This window comes from Nocardia sp. NPDC057455, assembly GCF_042802775.1.
Taxonomy (GTDB): Bacteria; Actinomycetota; Actinomycetes; order Mycobacteriales; family Mycobacteriaceae; genus Nocardia.
The window spans coordinates 1-22,026 of the sequence record NZ_JBHVDM010000108.1; the positions used below are offsets into that span (position 1 = coordinate 1).

At 67.3% G+C, this 22,026-nt stretch carries 21 protein-coding genes; 6 read left to right on the forward strand and 15 right to left on the reverse strand.

From position 1 onward, the window contains the following. Nucleotides 1-45 precede the first annotated feature (45 nt). Entirely contained in the window at nucleotides 46-1,266 is a 1,221-nt protein-coding gene (locus ACFU5M_RS29905) for an acyl-CoA dehydrogenase family protein (protein WP_379054238.1), read from the reverse strand. A gap of 156 nt (nucleotides 1,267-1,422) precedes the next feature. Here ACFU5M_RS29905 and ACFU5M_RS29910 point away from each other — a divergent pair, with 156 nt between their 5' ends. Next, a complete protein-coding gene (locus ACFU5M_RS29910) occupies nucleotides 1,423-2,283 on the forward strand; it encodes a TetR family transcriptional regulator (RefSeq protein WP_379054239.1) in 861 nt (286 codons plus the stop codon). 138 nt (nucleotides 2,284-2,421) lie between these two features. Further along, the gene (locus tag ACFU5M_RS29915; protein ID WP_379054240.1) at nucleotides 2,422-3,369 is read left to right on the forward strand and encodes an alpha/beta fold hydrolase; all 948 of its coding nucleotides are present in this window, start codon (nucleotides 2,422-2,424) and stop codon (nucleotides 3,367-3,369) included. Nucleotides 3,370-3,375: 6 nt separating this feature from the next. On the opposite strand, the gene ACFU5M_RS29920 is transcribed toward ACFU5M_RS29915, so the two are convergent. After that, complete coding sequence (locus tag ACFU5M_RS29920) at nucleotides 3,376-4,908, reverse strand: acyl-CoA synthetase (RefSeq protein WP_379054241.1); 1,533 nt, start codon at nucleotides 4,906-4,908, stop codon at nucleotides 3,376-3,378. Between the two features lie 895 nt (nucleotides 4,909-5,803). Here ACFU5M_RS29920 and ACFU5M_RS29925 point away from each other — a divergent pair. Then, a complete protein-coding gene (locus ACFU5M_RS29925; RefSeq protein WP_379054242.1) occupies nucleotides 5,804-6,580 on the forward strand; it encodes a DUF1206 domain-containing protein in 777 nt (258 codons plus the stop codon). Nucleotides 6,581-6,647: 67 nt separating this feature from the next. Continuing rightward, nucleotides 6,648-7,154 carry a DUF4240 domain-containing protein gene (locus ACFU5M_RS29930; protein ID WP_379054243.1) on the forward strand — a complete coding sequence of 169 codons (507 nt, stop codon included), beginning with the start codon at nucleotides 6,648-6,650 and terminating at the stop codon, nucleotides 7,152-7,154. A gap of 16 nt (nucleotides 7,155-7,170) precedes the next feature. Here ACFU5M_RS29930 and ACFU5M_RS29935 read toward each other — a convergent pair whose 3' ends face one another. The 4 genes from ACFU5M_RS29935 to ACFU5M_RS29950 form a co-directional block, all read right to left on the reverse strand. Beyond that, a complete protein-coding gene (locus ACFU5M_RS29935; protein WP_379054244.1) occupies nucleotides 7,171-7,653 on the reverse strand; it encodes a hypothetical protein in 483 nt (160 codons plus the stop codon). Nucleotides 7,654-7,725: 72 nt separating this feature from the next. Next, a complete protein-coding gene (locus ACFU5M_RS29940; protein WP_379054245.1) occupies nucleotides 7,726-9,468 on the reverse strand; it encodes an FAD-dependent oxidoreductase in 1,743 nt (580 codons plus the stop codon). A gap of 50 nt (nucleotides 9,469-9,518) precedes the next feature. After that, nucleotides 9,519-10,976, reverse strand: a complete 1,458-nt coding sequence (locus ACFU5M_RS29945; RefSeq protein WP_379054246.1) for a flavin-containing monooxygenase — start codon at nucleotides 10,974-10,976, stop codon at nucleotides 9,519-9,521. 203 nt (nucleotides 10,977-11,179) lie between these two features. Continuing rightward, on the reverse strand, nucleotides 11,180-11,536 hold the full coding sequence (locus ACFU5M_RS29950; RefSeq protein ID WP_379054247.1) for a hypothetical protein: 357 nt from the start codon (nucleotides 11,534-11,536) through the stop codon (nucleotides 11,180-11,182). Nucleotides 11,537-11,789: 253 nt separating this feature from the next. Between ACFU5M_RS29950 and ACFU5M_RS29955 the strand changes: the two genes are divergently transcribed. Beyond that, nucleotides 11,790-12,263 (forward strand): RICIN domain-containing protein, encoded by a 474-nt coding sequence (locus ACFU5M_RS29955; RefSeq protein WP_379054248.1) that lies wholly within the window; start codon nucleotides 11,790-11,792, stop codon nucleotides 12,261-12,263. A gap of 321 nt (nucleotides 12,264-12,584) precedes the next feature. Here ACFU5M_RS29955 and ACFU5M_RS29960 read toward each other — a convergent pair whose 3' ends face one another. From ACFU5M_RS29960 to ACFU5M_RS29970, 3 genes are read right to left on the reverse strand one after another with little or no spacing between them, the layout of a single operon-like run. Next, nucleotides 12,585-13,721, reverse strand: a complete 1,137-nt coding sequence (locus ACFU5M_RS29960; protein ID WP_379054249.1) for an FAD-binding oxidoreductase — start codon at nucleotides 13,719-13,721, stop codon at nucleotides 12,585-12,587. Next, on the reverse strand, nucleotides 13,718-15,223 hold the full coding sequence (locus tag ACFU5M_RS29965) for a phytoene desaturase family protein (RefSeq protein ID WP_379054250.1): 1,506 nt from the start codon (nucleotides 15,221-15,223) through the stop codon (nucleotides 13,718-13,720). The genes ACFU5M_RS29960 and ACFU5M_RS29965 overlap by 4 nt, the downstream gene beginning before the upstream one ends. Further along, a complete protein-coding gene (locus ACFU5M_RS29970; RefSeq protein ID WP_379054251.1) occupies nucleotides 15,220-15,636 on the reverse strand; it encodes a nuclear transport factor 2 family protein in 417 nt (138 codons plus the stop codon). Before ACFU5M_RS29970 ends, ACFU5M_RS29965 begins: the two co-directional genes overlap by 4 nt. A gap of 122 nt (nucleotides 15,637-15,758) precedes the next feature. Between ACFU5M_RS29970 and ACFU5M_RS29975 the strand changes: the two genes are divergently transcribed. Further along, the gene (locus ACFU5M_RS29975) at nucleotides 15,759-16,322 is read left to right on the forward strand and encodes a PadR family transcriptional regulator (RefSeq protein WP_379054252.1); all 564 of its coding nucleotides are present in this window, start codon (nucleotides 15,759-15,761) and stop codon (nucleotides 16,320-16,322) included. A gap of 19 nt (nucleotides 16,323-16,341) precedes the next feature. Here the strand turns inward: ACFU5M_RS29975 and ACFU5M_RS29980 are convergent, their stop codons facing one another. From ACFU5M_RS29980 to ACFU5M_RS30005, 6 genes are all read right to left on the reverse strand, one after another. Then, complete coding sequence (locus ACFU5M_RS29980) at nucleotides 16,342-16,788, reverse strand: SgcJ/EcaC family oxidoreductase (protein WP_379054253.1); 447 nt, start codon at nucleotides 16,786-16,788, stop codon at nucleotides 16,342-16,344. 66 nt (nucleotides 16,789-16,854) lie between these two features. After that, nucleotides 16,855-17,832 (reverse strand): NAD-dependent epimerase/dehydratase family protein, encoded by a 978-nt coding sequence (locus ACFU5M_RS29985; protein WP_379054254.1) that lies wholly within the window; start codon nucleotides 17,830-17,832, stop codon nucleotides 16,855-16,857. A gap of 39 nt (nucleotides 17,833-17,871) precedes the next feature. Then, the gene (locus ACFU5M_RS29990; protein WP_379054255.1) at nucleotides 17,872-18,018 is read right to left on the reverse strand and encodes a hypothetical protein; all 147 of its coding nucleotides are present in this window, start codon (nucleotides 18,016-18,018) and stop codon (nucleotides 17,872-17,874) included. Nucleotides 18,019-18,118: 100 nt separating this feature from the next. Next, nucleotides 18,119-19,501, reverse strand: a complete 1,383-nt coding sequence (locus tag ACFU5M_RS29995) for an ABC1 kinase family protein (protein WP_379054256.1) — start codon at nucleotides 19,499-19,501, stop codon at nucleotides 18,119-18,121. A 105-nt stretch (nucleotides 19,502-19,606) separates the two neighbouring features. Next, on the reverse strand, nucleotides 19,607-20,866 hold the full coding sequence (locus ACFU5M_RS30000; protein WP_379054257.1) for a PucR family transcriptional regulator: 1,260 nt from the start codon (nucleotides 20,864-20,866) through the stop codon (nucleotides 19,607-19,609). 401 nt (nucleotides 20,867-21,267) lie between these two features. Further along, complete coding sequence (locus ACFU5M_RS30005) at nucleotides 21,268-21,897, reverse strand: TetR/AcrR family transcriptional regulator (protein ID WP_379054258.1); 630 nt, start codon at nucleotides 21,895-21,897, stop codon at nucleotides 21,268-21,270. Between the last annotated feature and the right edge of the window lie 129 nt (nucleotides 21,898-22,026).

Consider the following 22,026-nt stretch of genomic DNA (forward strand, 5'->3'; position numbering starts at 1 on the left):
ACAGGCCTTCAGCTGAGCTGGCGGCGGCGGGGCGTTCGCGCGGGATCAGTGCGAAGGCCGAGATTTGTCGGCCGCTGCCCGCCGGGCTGCGCTGACTGCCCGCTTGGCGATCGCCCACCGGTGCACCTCCGAGGGTCCGTCGTAGATGCGGAAAGGCCGCACTTCGCGGGACAGGCGCGCCAGCGGCAGGTCGTCGGAGACGCCGAGACCGCCGCACAGTTGGATGCTCCGGTCGACGATGCGGTAGATCGCCTCGGCGGCGAATGTCTTCGCTATCGAAGTGGCGTTGCTCGCGTGTTCACCGCTGTCGAGTTCCCAGCATGCGCGCACCAGTAGCGCGCGGGTGGCGGCGATGTCGATCTCGTTGTCGGCGATCATCTGTTGCGCCATGCCGAGATCCCCGATGCGCGCACCGAAGCCTTCGCGTTCAGCGACGCGCTCGACGGCGACGTCGTGGCCGCGCCGCGCCGCGCCGAGCCATCGCATCACGTGCGTCATGCGGGCGGGGCCCAGGCGCACCTGGGCGTATTCGAAGCCGCGGTCGACGGCGCCGAGCACCGCTTCATCGGGGACGAACATGTCCTCGAAGAAGACCTCGCAGTGGCCGCCGATCATGGCCCGGTCGAGCGTGGTGATATGCCTGCCCACCCGCAGGCCGGGGGTGTCGGCAGGGGCCAGGAACATGGTCGCCCCGCCGCGCTGGCCCGGTTCGCCGGAGGTGCGGGCCATCACGATGAAGAAGCCTGCGCCGTCCGCGCCGGTGATGAAGTACTTGTGGCCGGTGATGCGCCAGCCGCCGTCGACGCGATCGGCACGGGTGGCAAGCGCCGCCGGGTCGGATCCCGCGCCTGGTGCCGGCTCCGTCATCGCGAAGGCCGAGCGCACCGCACCACGGGCGAGCGGCTCCAGAAAGCGCGCCTTCTGCTCCGGGTCGGCGATATGGGCGAGCATGTGGACATTGCCCTCGTCCGGCGCCGCGATGTTGAGCGCGGCCGGTCCGAACAGCGAGTAGCCCGCTTCTTCGAACACAGGGGCGCGATCGGACATCGACAGCCCGTGACCGCCGTACTCGACGGGCGCGTGCGGCGCGAAGACGCCGGCCTCACGCGCCTGCTCGTTGAGCGTGCCGCGCAGTTGGTCACCACCCGCGGCGGTGATGTCGCCGTGGTGCTCGTCCTCGATCGGCAGCACCGTCTCCCGCACGAAGGAGCGGGTGCGTTCGATCAGCGCCCGCACTTCGCCGGAATAGGTCAGATCGATCGGCATCGCGCATTCCTCCTCGACATAAGAGTGTCGTCACCGGACCGAACGATCGCTCCGTCTGAACACTGTCCCACTGGGCGCTGTAGGTGTCAAAGTGCCGTGATCGAGCGTATCCCAGCGGAGGTGAGAGAATCGCATTGTTCAGTTATTCTGAACGTCATGGGAGATGAGGCCGCGTCGCCGCACGAGGCGATCCGTCGTGCGCGCCGCGCCGCCGGCCTGTCGCTGCGGGAAGTGGCCCGCCGTCTCGAGATCAGTCCCGCGACGCTCAGCGCCGTGGAGACGGGAAAAACCGGCATCTCGCTCGCGCGGCTCACGCAGTTGTCCGCTGTGCTCGGTGTGCCGGTCACGCACTTGCTCGGTGCCGGGTCTTCGGTGACCCGGCCGCGCTACGACCGGACCGACGCCGAACCGGGTGCGCACGGCGACTGGCGCGAGTTCGCCCCGCTGGACGTCGACCCGGTGCTGGCCGCCGCCCTCGCGTCGTTCGTCGAGATCGGCTACCACGGCACGACGGTGCGCGGCCTCGCCCGCCGGGCGGGCACCAGCGTCCCCGGCCTCTACCACCACTACCGCGACAAGCACGAGCTACTGGTCCGCATCCTCGACCTGACCATGGACGAACTGCACTGGCGTGTTGGCGCCGCCCGCGCGGAGGGCCGCGACAGCATCCACCGGGTGCGCCTGATCGTCGAAGCCCTGGCCCTGTTCCACACCCATCGCCGCGACCTCGGCTTCATCGGCGCCAGCGAGATGCGCAGTCTCTCTCCTGGCGAACGCGCGCGCATCGCCCGTTCCCGCCGCGATATCCAGGCCATCCTGGACGACGCGATCGCCGAGGCCCATGCCGAGGGCCGCATCGCTGTTCCCCAGATCCGGGCAGCGGGTCGTGCCATAGCCACCATGTGCACCGCCATCCCCCAGTGGTTTCGTGAGTCCGGCCCCGCGACGCCGGAGGAAGTGGCTGCGCAGTACGGCGATTTCGCCCTGGGTGTGCTCGGGATCGATCCGGTGAAGTAGGCGCCTGCGCCTCGCGGTACACCTAGGTGGCGATCGGCCACCCCCTTGGGGACGGGACCTCAGCACTCGGGGTCCTGATGCCGGCGGCGAAGACGGCGGAAAGTAAGACCAGTCACCGCCGGCGAACCGGAGCATCCCATGTCGATCCCCAGCACAATCCCCACCGCGGCGGAGCGGCGTGCCACAGTCCGGACCGAAGACGGCGTCGCGCTGGCGGTTCGCGAATACGGTCCGCGAGACGCGGACCTCACCATCGTCCTGCTGCACGGACACTGCCTGCGCAGCGAGTCCTGGACCTACGTTCGCGACGCCCTGCTGCGCAGGCACTCCGGCGCACGGATCGTCTGCTACGACCATCGCGGCCACGGCGAGTCCGCCGCGGCGCCCCGGCAGACCTACAACCTCGAGCAGCTCGGCCGCGACCTGCGGGCGGTTCTCGATGCGGTGGCCCCCACCGGACCGGTCGTCCTCGTCGGTCACTCGATGGGCGGCATGACCGCGCTGACCTACGCCGGCCGCAACCCGCACGAGATCGGCACCCGGATCGTCGGCGTCGCCCTCCTCGCCACCGCTGCCGACGGGCTCGCCGATGCCGGCTTCGGCCGACTCCTGCGCAACCCGGTCGTCTCCGTGTTCCAGGCGGCTGTCCGTCGTGCCCCGCGCATGATGCACCACGCGAAGCTCTTGACCTGCAGGCTCTTCGCCCCGATCATCCGCACCGCGGAATTCGGTGATCGCAAGGTGAGCGCGCGGGTGCTCACCCTGGCCAACGCGATGCGCAACGAGACGCCGATCGTGACGATGGCGAGCTTCTTGAGCGAGTTCATGATCTATGACCGAACCGACGCGCTTCCGGTTCTCTCGCGGATCCCCACGTTGGTGCTGTGCGGCTCCGCCGACCTGATGACGCCGCCGTCGCATTCCGTCGCGATGGCCGCCGCGGTCGAATACTCGGATTTCGTGATGATCGAGGGCGCGGGTCACTCCGTGATCCTGGAGCAACCCGGTCGGGTGGCGGAGGCCGTCGCACGCCTGATGGCGCGCGCCGGTGAGATCGGCGCCGCTGACCTCACCTACGCCGCGTAGCGAAACTCACGCGTACCGTTGCCGGAGCTTGCCCTTGACCAGCTTCCCGGTGGGGGTCCGGGGCAGGTCGTCGGTGAAGTCGAAACTCCGGGGCACTTTGTAGTGGGCGATGCGGTCGCGCAGGTACTCGCGCAGCTCCGTGGCGAGTCGCGGGCCGGGTTCGGCTCCCGGCGCGGGCTGCACGACCGCCTTGACGGATTCGCCCATCTCCTCGTCGGGCACGCCGATCACCGCCACATCGAGCACCTCGGGGTGCATGGCGAGCGCGTCCTCGATCTCCTGCGGGTAGATGTTCACACCGCCGGAGATGATCATGAAAGCTTTACGGTCGGTGAGGAACAGATAGCCCTCCTCATCGACGTATCCGATATCGCCGGTGGTGGTCCAAGTCGGGTGTTCCGGATGGATCGCCTCCACCGTCTTCGCGGGGTCGTTGTGATAGGCGAAGGGGATAACGTCGCGTTCGAAGTAGACGATTCCGATATCGCCGGTCGGTAGTTCCGCGCCGTCGTCACCGCACACCCGGATCGTCCCCAGACCCGCCGTGCCGACCGAGCCCGGCTTGCGCAACCACTGCTCGCTGTCGATGAAGGTGGCGCCGTTGGCCTCTGTCGAAGCGTAGTACTCGTGCAGGATCGGCCCCCACCAGTCGATCATCGCCCGCTTCACGTCCACCGGACACGGGGCCGCCGCATGCACGGCGACCCGGAGACCGGACACGTCGTAGCGGGCGCGGACGGCCTCGTCGAGTTTCAGCATCCGGACGAACATGGTCGGCACCCATTGACTGTGCGTCACGTGGTAGCGCTCGATCGCGGCCAACGCCTGCTCGGCGTCGAATTTCTCCATGATCACCAGCGTTCCGCCGAGCGCGTGGACCACACCACCGAAGCGCAGCGGCGCGGCGTGATAGAGCGGGGCGGGGGAGAGGTAGACCGTCTCGGTGTCGAATCCGTACAGCGGGCCGAAGACCGCGGTGTAGGTGTCTCCGGGCGCGTCGCCGACCTGCCGGTCCGGCAGGGGCTGTTCGATGCCCTTGGGCCGTCCGGTGGTACCTGAGGAATAGAGCATGTCCGCGCCGCGCGGCTGGTCCGGCAGGGGTTCGGGGGAGGCCGCCGCCCGGGCGTCCTCGTAGGACTTGTATCCCGGCACCGGGCCGCCGAAGGCGAGGCGGATGTCCACCGAGGGGGTCTGCGTCACGATCTGCTCGGCGGCATCGGCGAGACCAGCCGACACGATCAGCGCCCGGGCTCCGCAGTCGTTGACGATGTAGCTGATCTCGCTCGGCGACAGATGCCGGTTGACGGCGGTGATGTAAAGACCGGTTCGCAGTGCTGCCCAGTAGACCTCGTAGACTTTCGGATCGTTTCCCGAAAGCAGCGCGACATGATCGCCCTTGCGCAGCCCCGCGTCATGCAGGTGGCGGGCCAGCCGGATCGAGTTCTCCTCGAGTTCCCGATAGGTCAGCACTTCGCCGCTCTCGGCGCGAACAACAGCCGGTTTGTCAGGGAATCGGTGGACGTGTGCGCCGGGGTACATACGGCTCCTCGGTGGAACTGGACGGTGGGTACCCGACCGCCCGGCCTGCGCGGGCTCCCGAACCCCGGGCCCCGCCGGCATTCCTGGTGTCCCGCAGAGCGGTTGCTCTGCCACCGTACGATAGCTGAAAGTAAACGGTGATTCTGGTTGATTCGGCAGAATTCACGAGGCTGCCTGCGCGACGGTCGGTGCTCCTGGGCATCGGGCGTCCTCGGCCACGCACTGGCCACCGACACCGGCTGGCACACCCCTCGTCCGCACCTGGTCCGACATCGTCGACGCCGTCGAGGCATGGACAGGTGCCCCGTGATGTCGGGACCATCGACTCCACCGATGCGTGGTCGCGCCCGGCGCCGACGGATAGGGGGCTGACCGTTTCGATCCGATCGACAGTCGATTTCCGGCCGGAGAGGCGATGAGCTGACCAGCCGGCCCACCAGTCGCAGGCCACGTTCTCCGCTCATCCGGGATTCGAGTCGCTGCGGCTGAGTCGGACGACACCCGTCGCGGACAATTCCTCGCCGGCGACCGGACCCGGACCGAGCTGCCGTCCACCATGGAGTCCGCGGCCCAGAGCGCGCGCAGTGCCGTCGATGCCGTCCAGGGCTATCCGACTCTCCCGAAATGACCGCCGCGCCCTGAGCGGCACAGGGGCGCAAGCTTTTCGATGACGTTCGTCCCGGTTATTCCGCCCGAAGTGGGCAATACGGTCCATGGAGAGGTGAGAACCATGAGCTTATTCCGAAGTGCTGACAGGTATCGACGGCGCCGCACCCGCAGCGGGGGGCGCGGCCGGTGGCGGAACGGTTACCGAAGCCGGTGGCGCAGCCGGTATGGCGGCCGGTGGCGACGCCGGGACAGTGGGAGCTACCGCAGGTCCGGCGGCTCCGGGGGATTGGCGGGAGCCGCGCGATTCGGATTCATCGCACGCGGAATCGCGTACATCGTCATCGGCATTCTCGCGTTCATGCTGGCGGTCGGCACCGCCCAGCATGAGCCGACCGCAGGCGGGGCGCTCGCCGCGCTCGCCGGTAAACCGCTGGGCTATCTGCTGCTGTGGATCCTGGCCCTGGGATTCGCCGCCCTGGCCGCGTGGCGGCTGGCGCAGGCCGCAGGCGCGCCCGCGGCGAGCCCGAGCGGGCTTCGTCTGCGCGCGCTGGCACTCGGCCTGGCCTACGCCATAGCGTTTTTCGTCATCCTGCGGTTCGTCGTGGACGGCCGGACACCGCAGCCCGGTGACGCCGTAGCACGCGACGTGACCGCCCGGATCCTCGGCTGGGACGGTGGGCAGGTCGTCGTCCTGTTGATCGGTCTGGCCATCCTCGCCCTGGGCGTCCTGACCACTCTGCGCGGGCTCCGTCTGGCTTTCGTCGACGACCTGCGAATGGGCTGGATGACCCAGGCATCCCGCGAAAGCGTGATCTGGCTGGGCCGGTTCGGGTATCTGGCGCGAGGCTTGATCGTCATGGGTATCGGACTCGCCGCGGTGGTGGCGGCCGCCGACTACGAACCGGCGAACGCCAAAGGTGTCGATGCCGTGCTGCACGATTTCGCCGACAGCACCTTCGGGCCTTGGCTGCTCATTCTGGTAGCCCTCGGTCTGATGGCGTTCGGGGTCCTCTCGTTCCTGCAAGCGAGATACCGGCGGACCTACGGAGGCGTCCCGGTGTGAATCAGGCACCGCCTCGGAGCCAGGCGGCGGTCTCCGGGCATCCCGCGTCTCTGGTAGCTTCCGGCGCGTGAGCAAGATCCCGACCCCAGCGGAAGAGTCCCGGTTCTGGGGCCTCATCGAGTCGGCGTGGGAACGGGTGGGCGCCGAACCGAACAGGCTTCGTAAAGCCCTGTCCGACAGACAGAGTGACGACGAGGCATACGCGATCGACAAGTACCTGAACTCGTTTCTCGACCATTTGCGTGCCCTGAGCGAACCACAGTCGGGTGAGGAGCTGACCGCGCTGGACCGGGTGCTGGAGCGAAAGTTGTTCGACCTCGACCGTTCCGACATCCAGGAGGTCACGGACGGCTCGGACGACGGATTCCTGTACTGTCGCGGGTTCATCGTCGCCATGGGCCGGGACTTCTTCGATGCCGTGACAGCAAGCCCGGAGGTGGCCGTCCTCGACGCCGATTGCGAGGCCATGTGCTACTTCTTCGCGCACCTGCACCATCGACGGTTCGGTCGTTTCCCGGACACGGGTTCCGGCATTTCCCGGGAGACCGCCACGAACCCGGCCGGCTGGGCTTGACCCGGCGCGCCGCCGTTCACCGTTGCTCGCCCTGGATCTCGGCGGCGAGGGCGGCTCGCTCGGCCTCCTGCCGAGCAAGGAGCTCAGCGCTGTAGGCGGTCCATTCCTCCTCCTGGGCCGGAGTCATCTGTGCTGCATGAACTTCGGACTCGACATCGGGATGCGCGTCGAGGAACCGGGCGAACAGCGAGCCCATCTCCCGGCTGTGCCTGCGGTTGAGCTCGATCCGTCGCGGGTCCATCCGCCGCTGCTCGTCACACAGCGCCAGTTGGTCGAACACGACCAAGGCGATCCGCGCAGGGTCGTCCGGCGGGTGCACCCGCAAGGTGTGGTGTGGATTCGGCTCGTCGTCGACGATCACCACGGTGTCGGTGCCCGCCGGAAGGTCGGCGGGCAAATCGATCTCGTCGGTGGGCTCTTCGACGAGCAACCGGGCGAGTCTTCCGCGTAGGCCCGTCTGGTTGAAGCGCAGTGGCATGAGGCCCTGATGCTCGCTCATATGATGATGCTCGCGCTTCTGGTCCCTACCGGTCCAGTCCCGCGACCGGTCACCCGTCCACGATTCCGGTGTTCAGCCGCGTTTGTCGGCGGCCGGTTCGGATCGGACCGCCGGCCCTTTGATCTCGACGATCGGCAGCCGTAGCGCGGCAGGCGCATCCGCCGGGACCACCGGGTTGCGCGGTGGCACCGGGGCGATGCGCCGGTAGGGCGCGCCCGGCTGCGGACGCGCATCCGGCTCACCCTTGTTCGGCCACAGGGCGGCGGCCCGTTCGGCCTGCGCGGTGATGGTGAGCGAAGGGTTCACCCCGAGGTTGGCCGAGATGGTCGAGCCGTCGATGACGTGCAGTCCGGGATATCCGTGCATCCGATGGTACGGATCCACGACACCGGTTTCGGAGGAGTCGCCGATGACGCAGCCGCCGATGAAATGGCCGGTCATCGGGATGTCGAACAGGGCGCTCCAGCCGGCGCCCGCGATGCCGTCGATCTTGTCGGCAACCCGGTGGGCTACCTCGTGACCGGCCGGAAGCCAGGTCGGATTCGGTTCGCCCACACCCTGTTTGGTGGTCATCTTGCGACCGAACAGACCGCGTTTGGTGTAGGTGGTGATGGAGTTGTCGACGGACTGCATCACCAGCAGCCCGATCATCTGTTCCGACCAGCCGCGCGGGTTCTGCAGGTGCAGGGCGTCGCGGCCGAGCTTGCGCATCGTGCGCGCCCACAGGCGCAGTTTCGGGGTGCGCCCGTCCGGGTCGATCATGGCGGTGCCGATGAGGCCGATGGCGTTGCTGCCCTTGCCGTAGCGCACCGGCTCGATATGGGTGTCGTCGTCCGGATGGATCGAGGAGGTGATCGCCACACCTTTGGTGAAGTCGGAGTCCTTGCGGCGGCTGCGCACCGAGAGCAGTTCCTCGGAGTTCGTACGCGAGAGTTCGCCCAGCCGGGGGGAGATGTCCGGCAGCGAACCGTGGTCGCGGAGCCGGTGCAGCAGTTTCTGAGTGCCGAGGGCGGCCGCGGCGAAGACGACGTGCTCGGCGGTGAACTTGCGGCGAGCTTTGCGGACCCAGCGTCCGGTGCGGACGGTGGCTACTTCGTAGCCGCCGCCGGGCAGCGGGCGCACATCGGTCACCGTGGTGAGCGCGTGTACCGTCGCGCCGGCCTGCTCGGCGAGATAGAGGTAATTCTTGACCAAAGTGTTCTTGGCGTTGTGGCGGCAGCCGGTCATGCACTCGCCGCAGTGCGTGCAGGTGCTGCGGGCGGGGCCGACGCCACCGAAGTAGGGGTCGGGGACATCCTGACCGGGCCGCACGCCGCTGCCGCCGAACAGCACGCCGACAGGGGTGCTGCGGTAGGTCGAGCCGACGCCCATCTCCTCGGCGATCTCGGCCAGCACCCGGTCCGACGGGGTGGTCGCCGGGTTGGCCGTCACGCCCAGCATCCGCTTGGCCTGGTCGTAGTGCGGAGCGAGTTCGTCCTTCCAGTCGGTGATGTGCGCCCACTGGCGGTCCTGGTAGAACTTGTCCGGCGGCTCGTAGAGCGTGTTCGCGTAGACCAGCGAGCCACCACCGACGCCCGCGCCCGCCATGATGAAGGTGTCCTTCAGCAGCGTCAGCCGCTGGATGCCGAAGCAACCCAGTCCCGGGGCCCACAGGTACTTCTTCGCGTCCCAAGAGGTTTCGGCGAACTCGTCGTCGGCGAAGCGTCTTCCCGCCTCGAGGACACCGACCCGGTACCCCTTCTCGGTCAGTCGCAGTGCGGTCACGCTGCCGCCGAAGCCGGAACCGACGACCACCACGTCGTAGTCGAACGTCATCTGATCTCCACCAGTTGTCGAATTTGTTGCCGTGGACGAGGCAGGCCGGGTCAAGCGACCTTCCTCGATTCGAAGTCCGCCGAGTCGAGCTTGCGAGTGCGCCACCGGTAGCTGGTGACGGTGCCCGGCCAATTGTTGGTGATCCGCCCGGCCGCGTTGCGGTACCAGCTCGAGCAGAAGTTCCACGGCGTGCGGTCGAGGCGCTGCTGTAGCAGGCGATCGAAGCGGGCCTCGACTTCGGGACGAACCTCGAGCACATGGCCCGGGCGTGCGGCGATACGCTGGACGGCCTGGCGGATGTAGCGGGCCTGCGACTCGATCATGTAGACGATCGAGCCGACACCGAGGTTGGTGTTCGGGCCGTAGATCAGGAACATGTTCGGGTAGCCGGGCATCGTGATGCCCTGGTACGCCCGAGCGCCCTGCGACCACTCGTCGGCCAGCTTGCGCCCGCCCCGGCCGGAGATCCGCATGGGCCAGAGGAATTCGGTGCCCTTGAATCCGGTGCCGTAGATGACGGCGTCCACCTCGTGCAGCGCGCCGTCGGCGGTACGCACACCCTCGGGAGTGATCTCGGTGATCGCGGTGGTCTCCACCGTCACGTCGGGCCGGGTGAGCGCGGGCAGGTACTCGTTGGAGAACAGCGCCCGCTTGCAGCCGGCCGGATAATCCGGGGTCAGCTTGGCCCGCAGGGCCGGGTCCGCCACCTGGCGCCGCAGATGCCGCAGGCCGATCCGCGTCACCAGCTTGCGGATCACCGGCACGTCGACGATGCCGAGCGAGAGGAACTCGCAGAACAGCCAGAACGCGAAACGCTCGGTGAGGCGAGTGATCGGCAGCAGCCGGAAGGCGCGATGATGCCACGCTTTGTACTCGATATCCGGCTTCGGCATGATCCATGCCGCCGAGCGCTGGAACAGCGTCAGATGCCCCACCGAGGGTGCGATCGCGGGCACGAACTGCACCGCGCTGGCGCCGGTGCCGATGACCGCCACCCGCTTGCCGGTCAGGTCGGCCTCGTGCTCCCACTCGGCGGAATGGAACGCCGTGCCGCGGAAGGTCTCCACACCGGGGATGTTCGGCAGCGCGGGCCGCGAGAGCTGGCCGACCGCGGAGATCAGCACATCGCAGGTCAGCTGGGCGCCGTCGGCGGTGCGCACGGTCCACCGTCCCGTGGCGTCGTCGAACTCGGCCTCGGTGACCTCGCTGCGGAAGCGGATCTTGGGCAGCAGGTCATGGTCGCGGGCGATGCCGCGCAGGTAGGCGAGGATATCCGGCTGCTGGGAGAACCGCTTCGGCCAATCGGTGCGCGGCGCGTAGGAGTAGGAATACAGCGGCGAGGGGATATCGCAGCCCGCGCCGGGGTAGGTGTTCTCTCGCCAGACGCCGCCGACCTCCTCGGCCCGCTCCAGGATCGTGAACTCGTGCAGGCCCGCACGCTGCAGTTCCATCGCCATGCCGAGCCCGCCGAATCCGGTGCCGATGATGACGATCGAAGGTGTGCTCATGGCGACCACGCTATGACCTGGACAAAGACCTGTGCCAAACACCTGAGGTCATAAAATCCACACTTTCGGCCAAATCGTGGGCTGATCCCATCCCTCCGGCTCATCCGTGGGCAGGATCTCCGCACGACCGGTGATCTATTCCTCAGGCGATCGCTGGTGGGCCGTCGGCGCCTCGTCCACGGCGAGACCTTCGTGGCCGCCGCCTACTGGAAGTAGCTCACGTTGTTCACCTGGTTCGATTGGGTGTAGCCGCTCTGCACGTACTCGCAGCTGAACTCGCCGGAACCGTCCCAGGTGATCGGCGTCGACTCGGTGCCGACACTCGTTATCCACAGGATGTAGATCTCGTGCCCGGCCTCGTACTCCGAGCTGGTCTGGCCGGGAGCCAGAACGAACAGCGATTTGGGCTTGCCCCATTCCTGCCGATAGACCGACACATACATGTCCGTGTCGTTGTACAGCTTGTACCAGCCGGGTGAGCTTCGCTCGGCGGGCGCACCCTCGGTCAGCGAGGACAGGGGTACGGTCTTTCGCTTGGCGTCCATGCCGGTTCCGGTCATCGGTCGTCTCTCCCTTTCGGATCGTGCACGCGGAGTCCGAGAATTCGGAAGCGCGAACGTCGCCGGATGGCAGTGATTTCCGCGCCGCTTCGCAGCATAGGAATGCGCCACCGGGGCTTCCCTCACCTTTTTCGGATGAATTCGTGCGCGACTTCGGATCGAGGAGTGGGATACGGCCGCGATCGGATTACGGCTGATGGAATTCGCTCCGGCGCGGCGCCGATTCTGCTGTACTTGCTCCCGGCGATTCGCCTTGGACGACGACTACGAGATCAGCGCAGCGTCACCGGCGGTGTCGAGCTCGGTAGCGGTGCGCTCACACAGTGAGGACGAGACCATGGCTGAGAAGACTGCCCCCACATATCAAATCATCAACTATGAGACCGGCCAAGCGCTCGCGGTCGACGGCGGTGCGGACAGTGTGACCATGCGGCAGCGCGCCGCCGCCGACACCGCCCAACTGTGGATGTGCCCGGCCAATCCCGAAGAGGGCGACTTCGGCATCGTCAACAAGAAAACCGGCGGACATCTCGCGGCGAATCGCGCGAGTGGACGATTGCTGTGCAGCGACGAGCATTATGGCTGGGACATGCCCGAGTTCCCCGAGATATCCCCGATCGCCACCAGCGACGACGAATTCGTCATCGGCGTCATCTTGAACAATGAACCACAGCTGCTGATCAATCGAGAAAGCGACCGGGAGAAGTGGATATTCAGAAAAGTGTGAGCGGCGTGGTTTCGCCGCGCTCATTCCGGCTATTCCATCGGGTTCCGGTGCTCGCGAACCGGGCGTAGGTGGGGGCGTTCGGCGGTGCGGCCCTCGCCGGAGGAGGCTCCGGTGAGCCGGAGTCGCAGCCGAGGGCCGAGAAAGGTCGCCGCCCAGTGCAGCTCGTGTGCGGCCGTGGAGACGGAGCCGAGTGGATTGTCCTGGGCAGCCGCTCGGCGAGGCGGTCGGCCAGGCCGCGCACTCCGATGTGGTCATCGCCGTCGCCGACGCTCTCGGTCTGGCTGGCACCGAGAGCTACATATCGCGAGTAGCCGTCGCCGGTCACAGGTCGAGCTCCACATCGCTGATCGGGTAGGCCACGCAGGAGTGGGTGTAGCCGAACCTTTCGTCGGACAGGCGAAGCCGGGCCTCGTCAGCGGTGTGCACCTCGCCCTTGACGATCCGGATCCGGCACAGGCTGCATTCACCGGAGCGGCACGCCGCTTCGACGCGAAGGCCGTTGTCCTCCAGTGCGTCCAGCAGCGGCCGGCAGCGCGGAGTGCGGAAAGACGTACCGCCGACGGTGACGGTGACCTCGCCTGCCGGGTCGGCCCCGGTGGGCCAGTGGGATTGGGCGGCGGGGTCGCTGGGTGCGCCGTTGGCTTCGAAGCGGATGCGCTTGCGCGGCTGGCCCAGCGTGGTCAGCTGGGTGAGCGCGTAGGGGTAGAGGGCTTGTGGGCCGCAAACATAGACCATGCGGTCGTCGAGGGCGCCCGCGCGGGAGCGGATGGTGTCCGCGGTGAGGTACCCGGTGGCGCCGGCCCAGTCGGCGTCGGGCTCGGCGATGACGTGGTCGACGGTGATGCCGGGATGCTGTGCGGCGAGCATGCCGAGTTCGTCGCGGAAGATCACGTCGGTGGCGTGGCGGGAGCCGTAGATCAGGTGGAAGGCGCGGTCCAGGCCGCGGTCGGCGATCTCGCGGATCATGCTCATCGCCGGCGCCACACCGGAACCGCCGGCGAGAAAGACCACGTCGTCGCCGTGGAACAGCGGGTTGTGGTGGAAGGTGCCCAGCGGCCCCGTGGTGGTGAGCAGCTGGCCGGCGCGGACGGTGTCGATGAGCAGGTTGCTGATGCGGCCGTGGGGCACGCGGCGCACCGTGAGGTCGTAGTGATCGAGGCGCGCGGGGCTCGAGGCGATGGCATAGGGGCGGCTGGTGCCGTCGATGAACAGGGTGACGTACTGGCCGGCCAGGAACGGCGGCAGAGTCACCCGTTCGGGGCTCGCCAGCCGGAAGGTTGTGGTGGTGGCGGTCTCCTCGACGATCTCGGTGACGACCAGCCGCAGCCGCTCGGGGTGATAGGCGTCGACGGTGGCGCGGAGTTCGGCGCGGTGGTCGCGGGAGTGGGGGATGCGCGAGTCGATTTCGGCGAGGATTTCGTTCGCACCGTCGAATCGTTCGGCAAGAGGGTGTTTCATCGCTGTCCTCGGGATCGGGCGGCTTTGGTGCGCAGCAGGCGGCGCGCGACGCGGGCACCGGCTTCGAGGGTGGGTTGGAATCCGCCCATTCCGGCCCAGGACCCGGCCAGGTGCAGCCCGGGGACATGGGTTTCGCGTTCGCTGTTGCGGAACAGCCAGCCTTCGGTGGCGTCCTGGTCGTAGCCGTAGATGGCGCCGCCGGGATGGCCGAGGTAGCGCATCATCGTCAACGGTGTCGCGACGTCGACTTCTTCGATGGCATCCCGGATACCGGGGGTGATGGTTTCGCACAGATCGAGCAGCGTTTCCGCGTAGGCGAACTTCGTGCGCGCGTACTCCGACGGCGCCACGTTGCGCCAGATGTCGGCGTACTGCAGCGTCATCAGGCTGACATGGGTGGCGCCGGCGGGGGCGAAGCCGATCGGGGCGACATCGTAGGAGCTCACGCAGATTCCGCGGGCGGGTTCGAAGGACCGCCAGCCGCGGTAGGTGCGGTCGTCGTCGGCGTCGACGTTGACGAAAGTGGTGCTGGTGGTGAACCCGAGTTCGGCGGGAGTGGCGTCCAATCCCATGTGCAGCACGAATCCGGAGACGCCGATCCGTCTGGTTTCCAGGTCCGCCCGCACGGCGGCGGGCACGACGACGCCTTCGAGCATGCCGTAGGTGGCGGGCAATGCGGCGTTGGAGACCACGTCGGGTGCGGTGACCTCCGAGCCGTCTCGCAGCCGCACGCCCAGCACCCGGCCGCGCTCGGTGAGGATGGCTGAAACGCCGGTGTTGAACCGCACTTCACCGCCGGCGGCGAGGAAGGTGTCGAGGATGGCGGTGGACATGGCTTGTGAGCCGCCGCGCACATGCCATGGCTTGAACTCGAAATAGGCGAACAGCGTCAATGCCAGATCCTGGAAGCGCAGCTTCGACGGCGGCTGACCGAGGTAGGTCCAGTACATGCCGAGCGCGACCTTGACGCGGTCGTCGTCGAAGTACTCGTCGAGGACATCTTTCAGTGGTCGCAGACCGTATCGGAACAGCACCGGGTCGATCTGCTCGGCGGGCATGCCGCGCATCGCGGCGATCTGCCAGAACGTCACCTGCTTGACCAGGTCGAAGAATCTCGCCGCCCGGTCGCGGTTGCCGGCGAACTCGGTCTCGATGGCGTCGACGGCGGCGTCCCAATCGGCGGGCAGGGTCAGATCCAGCTGTCCGGGAATCACCGCCCGGTAGAGGTCGCGCTCCTGCACGAACTCCAGCTTGTCGGCGATGCCGAGCTGCTGGAAGAGCCCTTCGCGCAGCGAGATCGGCTGCCCCTCGGCACCCACGCCGGACAGCTGGTGCAGTGCCACCTCGAACTCGAATCGGCCGCGCCGGAAGGATGTTCCACAGCCGCCGGGAATGTTGTGCCGTTCCAGCAGGAGGGTTCGAGCGCCGGCGCGCTGCAGCGTCGCCGCGGCGGTCAGTCCGGCATTGCCCGCGCCGACCACCACGGCGTCGTAGTCGCTCATGCTTCGGTCACCGAACGCTCGAGCTGAGCGGTGGCTTCGGCCTTGATGCGTTCGAACTGCTCGCCCATGCGCGCGGCCAGGGCCTGTGCGGCCGAGAGCGGGCGCACCATGACGGTGAAGTCGTCGATCTTGCCGTGCTCGTCGAAGTGCAGGAAGTCGCAACCGGTCAGCTGCTTCCCGTCGACGGTGGCCTCGAAGACGAACGCGTGGTCGCGGCCGTCGGCGTCGGCGATCTCGCGTACGTAGCGGAAGTCCTCGAAGACCCGGATCACCGCGCGCAGGATCGCGGCGGTGATGGCCTTGCCCGGATAGGGCTTGAACGCCACTGGACTGGTGAACACGACGTCGTCGGCCAGTAGTGCCTCGATGGCGGCCTCGTCGCGAGCCTCCACGGCTGCACGGAAGGGATGCATGTGCACCTCATATAGTCAATAAGTTTAATAGGTGATGCACACGGTAGCCGTGGGGACTTCGAGATGTCCAGGGTTCGAAGAACAAATAATTGAATAATCGCAGGGACTGCTAGCCTGGATGGATGGCGTTACGTAACGCGGTGTTGGCCGCCCTGTTGGAAGGCTCGGCGTCCGGCTACGACCTGGCCAAGGGATTCGACGCTTCGGTCGCGAACTTCTGGATGGCCACCCCCCAACAGCTCTACAAGGAACTGGAACGCATGGCGGCCGACGGTCTCATCGAGACCAGGATCGTGCACCAGGAGCGCCGCCCCAACAAGCGCCTGCACTCGATCACCCCCGCCGGCCGGGCGGCACTGCACGAGTTCGTCGCCGAGCCCGCCAAGCCCACCGCCATCCGCGACGAGATGATGGTGAAAGTCCAGGGCATGGACGTCGAGGACGCCCCTGCTGTGCGCGCCACGGTGGCGAAGCGCCTGGACTGGTCGAAAGCGAAACTGGCGCGATACGAACGGCTGCGCACGCGACTACTGAACGGCCGCAGCGAACAGGCGTATCTCGCCGAGGCCGAACGAGTCGGCCCCTACCTCACCCTCCTGCGTGGCATCTCCTTCGAACAGGAGAATGTCCGCTGGGCGGAGTTCGCCCTGTCGGTGATCGACCGGCGGACGGCCGCGCACGCCTAGCGGCCCGCCGAAACGATACTCACCCGCGGGGGACCAACGTGTTCTGCCGGGCCGCGATCCACCAGCGGCCCTGCTCCTTGGTCAGCACATACAGCGCCACCATGGCCGGCTCGATATCGATGGGCTCGCCGTCGGCGGTCACCGCTCGAGCGGCCTTGTGTGCGATAGCGACATCCGGCCGGAGGAAGGCGATATCGGTCACCTCGTAGCGCACGTACTCGTCCTTCAGGAACCCGGCGAGTCCCACTCGGCTCGCCTCGAGGACGACGTCACGTCCGTGCTGCACGAGGCCGACCGCATTGCCGATCACGGCGTTACGCGCCACATCCTCGACCAGCAGATCGGCGTCGTTGGTGTTGTACGCGGTCTCCACCTTGGCGATGATCGCCTCGATGGCCGCCCTGTCCTGGGCGTGATCGACACTGGTGTCCTCGATGACCGGCGCTTCGCTATCCGTTGTGCTCATAGGGAACATCGTTATTCCTCGAGTTCACTCGAGGTCAAGGCGTCTTCTCCCACTGGCCCCGGCGGCTCAGCGGGCGGCGGCGAGTTCCGCGAGGGTCTCGGCGGAGGTATGCGCCGGCTCCCAGCCGAGCTGCCGCTTCGCGCGGCTGGTGTCCATGACGACGGGGGTGCGAACGATGTGCAGCCATTCGAGCGTCGCGGGCATGAAGGGGAGGCGGGCGAGGGCGGCGGATGCGGCGGTGGCGGCGGCCGCGGGGACGCGCACCGGCCTGCCGCCCAGCGCGGCGACCACTTCGGACAAGGTAAGGGTGCCGTCGCCTGCGATGTTGTAGGCGCCGGGCGGCGCGTCGGCGGTGGCGGCCAGCGCGATGGCCGTGGCCACGTCGTCGTGGTGGACGAGTTGCAGCGGGTGGCCCGGGTCGGGAATCACCGGTTTGAACAGCGGATTCGAGCGGGCCAGGGTACGCAGCGGGCCGGGCAGTTTCTCCCACGGCAAGTCGTGCAGGGCCGGTGCTTTCGGGCCGGCCACGATGCACGGCCGCAGCACGAATACCTCGAGGCCGGAGCCGGCGGTGATCTCGGCGAGCGCCGCTTCGCACGCGGCCTTCTGCTCGGAGTAGTAATGCTCGGGCGAGCCCTCGGGCGGCACGTCCTCGGTGATGGGGGAGGGGTTGCGCGGGTGGTAGCCGTAGGCGGCGACCGAGGACGTGTAGACCAGCCGGCGGGCGCGCTCGGCGGCCACCGTCGCCTCGAACACGTTGCGGGTGCCCGCGAGATTCACCCGCGCGCTCTCCTCGCGCGAGCCCATGATCACGAAGGCCAGGTGGATCACCACATCGGCATCCGCGACCAAGGAATCCACGGCGGCTCGGTCGAGGATGTCGCCGCGCCGGTATTCGGTCTTCGTCCAGCCGTGTGCGGCAGGGTCGAACGGCCGGCGGGCCATTCCGACGATCCGGTCCACCGCCGGGTCGTGTTCGAGTGCGGAGACGGCGGAGACGCCGATCTCGCCGGTCGGCCCGGTAACGGCGACAGTGATACCCATGCGGCCGGAATTCCCCGGCCGCCGTGGGTGAAACCGTGCTCAGTCGGGCGGTTCTACGGTGCCTGCCTCCTCGTTCACGTCCTCGTTCTCGGGGATTTCGCGGGTCTCGAGATCGAGGTCGTCAGGGTGGGAAGTGTCGGTCTGGTCGCCCAGTTCGGGTGCGTTCTTGTTTCCGGGTTCGGTCACGTTTGCGGGCTACCCACCGGCGTGGTCTTCACGCGGAATGCGCGCAACCGGCATCCGCATCGCGTGCCGTCCGAGGTGCGGGTCCGGTGCCGTGGGGGAGTCACGCCAGGTGTACTCGGTCGCGTCGCCACTTCTCGATCGCATGCCCGATGTCGGTCGTCGCGGGCTCGCAATAGAGCCACTCTCGTGCGAGGCGATGCCAATTGTTGGTGACGTGGAGCTGGCCGAGGGCGGCGAAGGTGAACAGGTCCGCGCGGCGCGAGAAGACGTGCTCGGCCGGGAGTAGCTGGTGGCGCATACCTTTGAACTCGGCGGCCCGAGGGTCGATGGCGAGGATGACCGCACCGGTGGCCACCTCGGGGGTGATGGTGATGTGCTCGTCGAGCAGATGCCATCCCGCGGCGGCCCACACGTATTCCAGGCATTCCTGTGTGGTGACTCCCGCGTCCGGGTCGATGATGCCGCGTCCGACCCAGGCGTCGTACAGGTCTTGGGCGCGGTATTCACCGGCAGCCCGCAGACACGCGCGCTCGAAGTCGACATGCGCGGGGTCCATGTGGTCGTAGAGCCCGAAATCGACGAACGCCAGCCTGCCGTCGTCAGCGAGCAGGATGTTGCCCGGATGTGGGTCGCCGCAGAACTCGTTGTCGCTGAACAGCGCGCTGATGTAGAAGCGGTAGATCAGCTCGCCGAGGCGATCGCGTTCGGCGGCGGGCAGTGAGCGAAACCGCTGGAAATCACGGCCGTCGACGTACTCGGTGACGAGAATGCTTCGCGTGCAGTGCTCTTCGATGCTGTCGGGGACAACGATGAAGGGGTGGTCGCGGTAGCGCATCGCCACCCGGTGCTGGGTCCGGGCTTCGCGGGGGTAATCGAGTTCGTTGCCGATGTTGCGGGCGATCTCGTCCAGCACGGCGGTGTCGGCCGCGCTCGGCAGGACGGATTTCCACAGCTTGCCGAGCACTTCCAGATTCCGCATGTCCGCGTGGATCGCCGCGTCCACTCCCGGGTATTGCACCTTGACCGCCACGGTGCGTCCATCGTGTAACCGGGCCCGGTACACCTGCCCGATCGACGCCGCCGCGATCGGAGTCTCGTCGAAGTCGGCGAACACGCGCGACAACGGCCCGAGGTCGTCCTCGATGACCTTCTTCATCGCGGTGAACGGCACTGCCGGAGCGCGATCCCTGAGTTCGGCGAGTTTGGTGCGAAACAGTTCACGGTGCGATTCCGGCACGAGGTCGACCTCGAGCACCGACAGCATCTGCCCCAGCTTCATCGCCGCGCCCTTCATACCGCCGAGCACCGTGACGAGTTGCTGGGCCGTCTGCAGCGTCGAGCGTTCGGCGAGAACCCGCCGGGCTTCTTCGGTTCTGCCGATCATCGACAATCGGGTCCCGACACCGCGGACGGCCTGCCCGGCGGCCAGGCCACCGAGGCGGCCACCTCTCGCCAGGCGACCTTTGGGTACGCGTCCAGCCACCGCATGCACCTCCATGAGCATTCGTGCCGCGGATGCCGCACGTCCGTATTCTTCGCAGCTCCACCGTCGCTTGTCGACCGAAGTTTGCCCTCGGCCGGCGCCAGGTCAGGCCGGGCGGCGAGTGCCGGCCGGTACCTCGCTCGGAAGGTCGCTGACGGCCGAGGCGATGAGCGCGGAGCGCAGGTACCACAGGCCTCTGCCGTCGGCGGGGTCGAGGCCGGTGAGCTGCGCGATGCGCCGCAGCCGGTAGTCGACGGTGTTCGGATGAACGTGCAGCAGGCGAGCGGTGCGCAAGCGGTGCATGCCCGTGTCGAGATGAGTCCGCAGTGTTTCCAACAGTTCCGGATGGTCCATGAGCGGGGCGAGGTGTGTGCGGAGCTGGTCTCGCCCGACTCCGGGGCGGGTCAGTTGATAGTGCAATGCCAACTCGGGGAACCTGTACAGCCCTGGTCCGCGTCCGAGCTGTTGCACCGTGTCCAGCAGTTCGTGCGCTTGTACAGCCGCAGTGGAGACCTCGTCGGGACCGGCGGGCACGACGGTGGCGGTGACCGGCACTTGCGCAGCGCCGGACAGTGCCCCGACGACCTTGTCGAGGTCTATGTCGTCGGGGCCGGGGGCCCCGGGAACGAGGATGGTTCCCCCGTCGACCGACAGCAGCGACAGCGCTCGGTCACCGAACAGGCCCGCGAGGGCGGCTTGGAGGCGGCGAAGCTTGCGCCGCGCGACGACCTGGCTGTCGAGCCGGGGATGGCTTTCGTCGGGATGCGCGGGCACGGCCAGGGCGAGCACGAAATATTCGTCGGCGAGAGGTATTCCGCATTCGCGAGCCATCGCGGATGTCGCGTGCCCGCCCAGGAGCGCCGAGGTCAGGGTGTGCACCGCGGCGTGGTGTTCGGCGGCGATGGCCTTGTATTCGCGGACGTAGGCTTTGCTGACCGTCGACGTCATCAGATTCAACAGCTCCACGATGGTCGCGGCGCCGGTGGCGATGTCGATGCGATGCGTGGATCCCCGATCGCCGAACAGCAGGTCCAGCCCGAACTTGAACCCCACGTGCACCGCGTGCAGGACGGCGTCGACCGGAATGCCCTCGCGCGCCCACCCCGCTGCCGCAATCTGCAAACAGTCGATGCGGTCGGGCACGGCCTGCCCGTCCAATCGCTGGATCGCCCACTGCATGCACGCTCGGACCACCTCGACGACTTCGGTGCCGACCGCGCCACCCGGTGGCTTCCGGCAGGGCGCCGCCGTATCGATCACGTGTGTGACCACCTCGCGGGCGAGTCGGTGCACATCGTGCAGTGGCCGGATCATCGGCTGCCCGTTCGGATCGACGGCAGGATGAGCAATGCCTTCGATCATCATGTGTGACCTCCTCGTCACCGCACCTGAGCGGCCATGCCGAAGCTCGAATCGCCTTGGGAAGCAACCGTGCGGCGCCTCGGCGGCACCGGTTGTTCACCTCGTGATCAACGGTAATCCGAGTCCTTGATCAGCTACTACTCCGTTTTCGACAAGTCGGAAGATGACCGCGAAAACTATTGTTGACCAGCAAGAATGGGGAATACGGCTGCGGAGTTGGAGAGTGTTCGGAAGCCATAACATAGTGAACCGCTCACTTTCTGGCGCCGCACGGAACACTGCGGGAGGCACAGTTGTCCGATCGGTGATGAAGGGCCGGCCCGGTGCGTCCTCGATCAGCAGATGACTCGCGATGCCCAGGTCGACGGTAGGCGAAATCTCCGCCGGGCCACGGCAGGCATCTGTCATACCGCGGTGGCCTTGGCTTCGGCTTCGAGCCATGCGCCGATCATCCGTCCGGTCATCTCGATTGCCTCCGAGCGTGCATGGCTGTCCACATCCAGAGCCGACGCGCGCAGGACGGCCGCGAAGCCGGTGTTGATGAAGACGAAGGTCATCACGTCGTACTCGTGATCGTCTCCCGGGCCGAGGATCTGGATCAACATCACCTTGACCAGCAGCCGCAGCCGCGGTTCGAACTCCGGGATACCACTGCTGTAGAACTGCACTCCACCGACCAGCGCACGAACCAACTGCGCGTTCGCGACCAGTTCCGCGCTGATCACCTGCAGAATGTCGATAACCATCTGCTGGATCGACTTCTCCGACACATGGAACACCTGCTGGGTGAACCGCCGCTCGATGGTCTCGAGCAACCGCTCGAGCAATTCCTCGACCAGGACGGCGCGATCCGCGAAGTAGCGGTAGACCGTCCCGATGCTGACGCCGGCCTCCACCGCGATCCGGTTGGTCGAGGTATTGGCGATACCGCGTTCCCCGAACAACCGCGCGGCCGTATCGAGAATGTGCTCCCTGGTCGCCTTCGCACGCTCCTGTGTCGGACGACGGCGCTGACCGACACCTTTCGGCGGCATCACGGCCTCCTGCGGATCATCGAAAATGAGCGCCGCTCATCTTACTGAGCGTCAGCGTCGCCGTCGGCGAATCGACGAGGTGGAACCCCATCGGCGTTACGCCGCGCGGAGCCCGAGGGAGCCGCGTTG

What these genes read in the sequence shown, in the direction of transcription:
- ACFU5M_RS29910 (WP_379054239.1), top strand. Translation starts at nt 1,423, where the DNA reads ATGGGAGATGAGGCCGCGTCGCCGCACGAGGCGATCCGTCGTGCGCGC.
- ACFU5M_RS29965 (WP_379054250.1), bottom strand. Translation starts at nt 15,223, where the DNA reads ATGAGCGACTACGACGCCGTGGTGGTCGGCGCGGGCAATGCCGGACTG.
- ACFU5M_RS29985 (WP_379054254.1), bottom strand. Translation starts at nt 17,832, where the DNA reads ATGGGTATCACTGTCGCCGTTACCGGGCCGACCGGCGAGATCGGCGTC.
- ACFU5M_RS29970 (WP_379054251.1), bottom strand. Translation starts at nt 15,636, where the DNA reads ATGCATCCCTTCCGTGCAGCCGTGGAGGCTCGCGACGAGGCCGCCATC.
- ACFU5M_RS29920 (WP_379054241.1), bottom strand. Translation starts at nt 4,908, where the DNA reads ATGTACCCCGGCGCACACGTCCACCGATTCCCTGACAAACCGGCTGTT.
- ACFU5M_RS29905 (WP_379054238.1), bottom strand. Translation starts at nt 1,266, where the DNA reads ATGCCGATCGATCTGACCTATTCCGGCGAAGTGCGGGCGCTGATCGAA.
- ACFU5M_RS29935 (WP_379054244.1), bottom strand. Translation starts at nt 7,653, where the DNA reads ATGAGCGAGCATCAGGGCCTCATGCCACTGCGCTTCAACCAGACGGGC.
- ACFU5M_RS29960 (WP_379054249.1), bottom strand. Translation starts at nt 13,721, where the DNA reads ATGAAACACCCTCTTGCCGAACGATTCGACGGTGCGAACGAAATCCTC.
- ACFU5M_RS30000 (WP_379054257.1), bottom strand. Translation starts at nt 20,866, where the DNA reads ATGATGATCGAAGGCATTGCTCATCCTGCCGTCGATCCGAACGGGCAG.
- ACFU5M_RS29915 (WP_379054240.1), top strand. Translation starts at nt 2,422, where the DNA reads ATGTCGATCCCCAGCACAATCCCCACCGCGGCGGAGCGGCGTGCCACA.
- ACFU5M_RS29950 (WP_379054247.1), bottom strand. Translation starts at nt 11,536, where the DNA reads ATGACCGGAACCGGCATGGACGCCAAGCGAAAGACCGTACCCCTGTCC.
- ACFU5M_RS29940 (WP_379054245.1), bottom strand. Translation starts at nt 9,468, where the DNA reads ATGACGTTCGACTACGACGTGGTGGTCGTCGGTTCCGGCTTCGGCGGC.
- ACFU5M_RS29980 (WP_379054253.1), bottom strand. Translation starts at nt 16,788, where the DNA reads ATGAGCACAACGGATAGCGAAGCGCCGGTCATCGAGGACACCAGTGTC.
- ACFU5M_RS30005 (WP_379054258.1), bottom strand. Translation starts at nt 21,897, where the DNA reads ATGCCGCCGAAAGGTGTCGGTCAGCGCCGTCGTCCGACACAGGAGCGT.
- ACFU5M_RS29975 (WP_379054252.1), top strand. Translation starts at nt 15,759, where the DNA reads ATGGCGTTACGTAACGCGGTGTTGGCCGCCCTGTTGGAAGGCTCGGCG.
- ACFU5M_RS29945 (WP_379054246.1), bottom strand. Translation starts at nt 10,976, where the DNA reads ATGAGCACACCTTCGATCGTCATCATCGGCACCGGATTCGGCGGGCTC.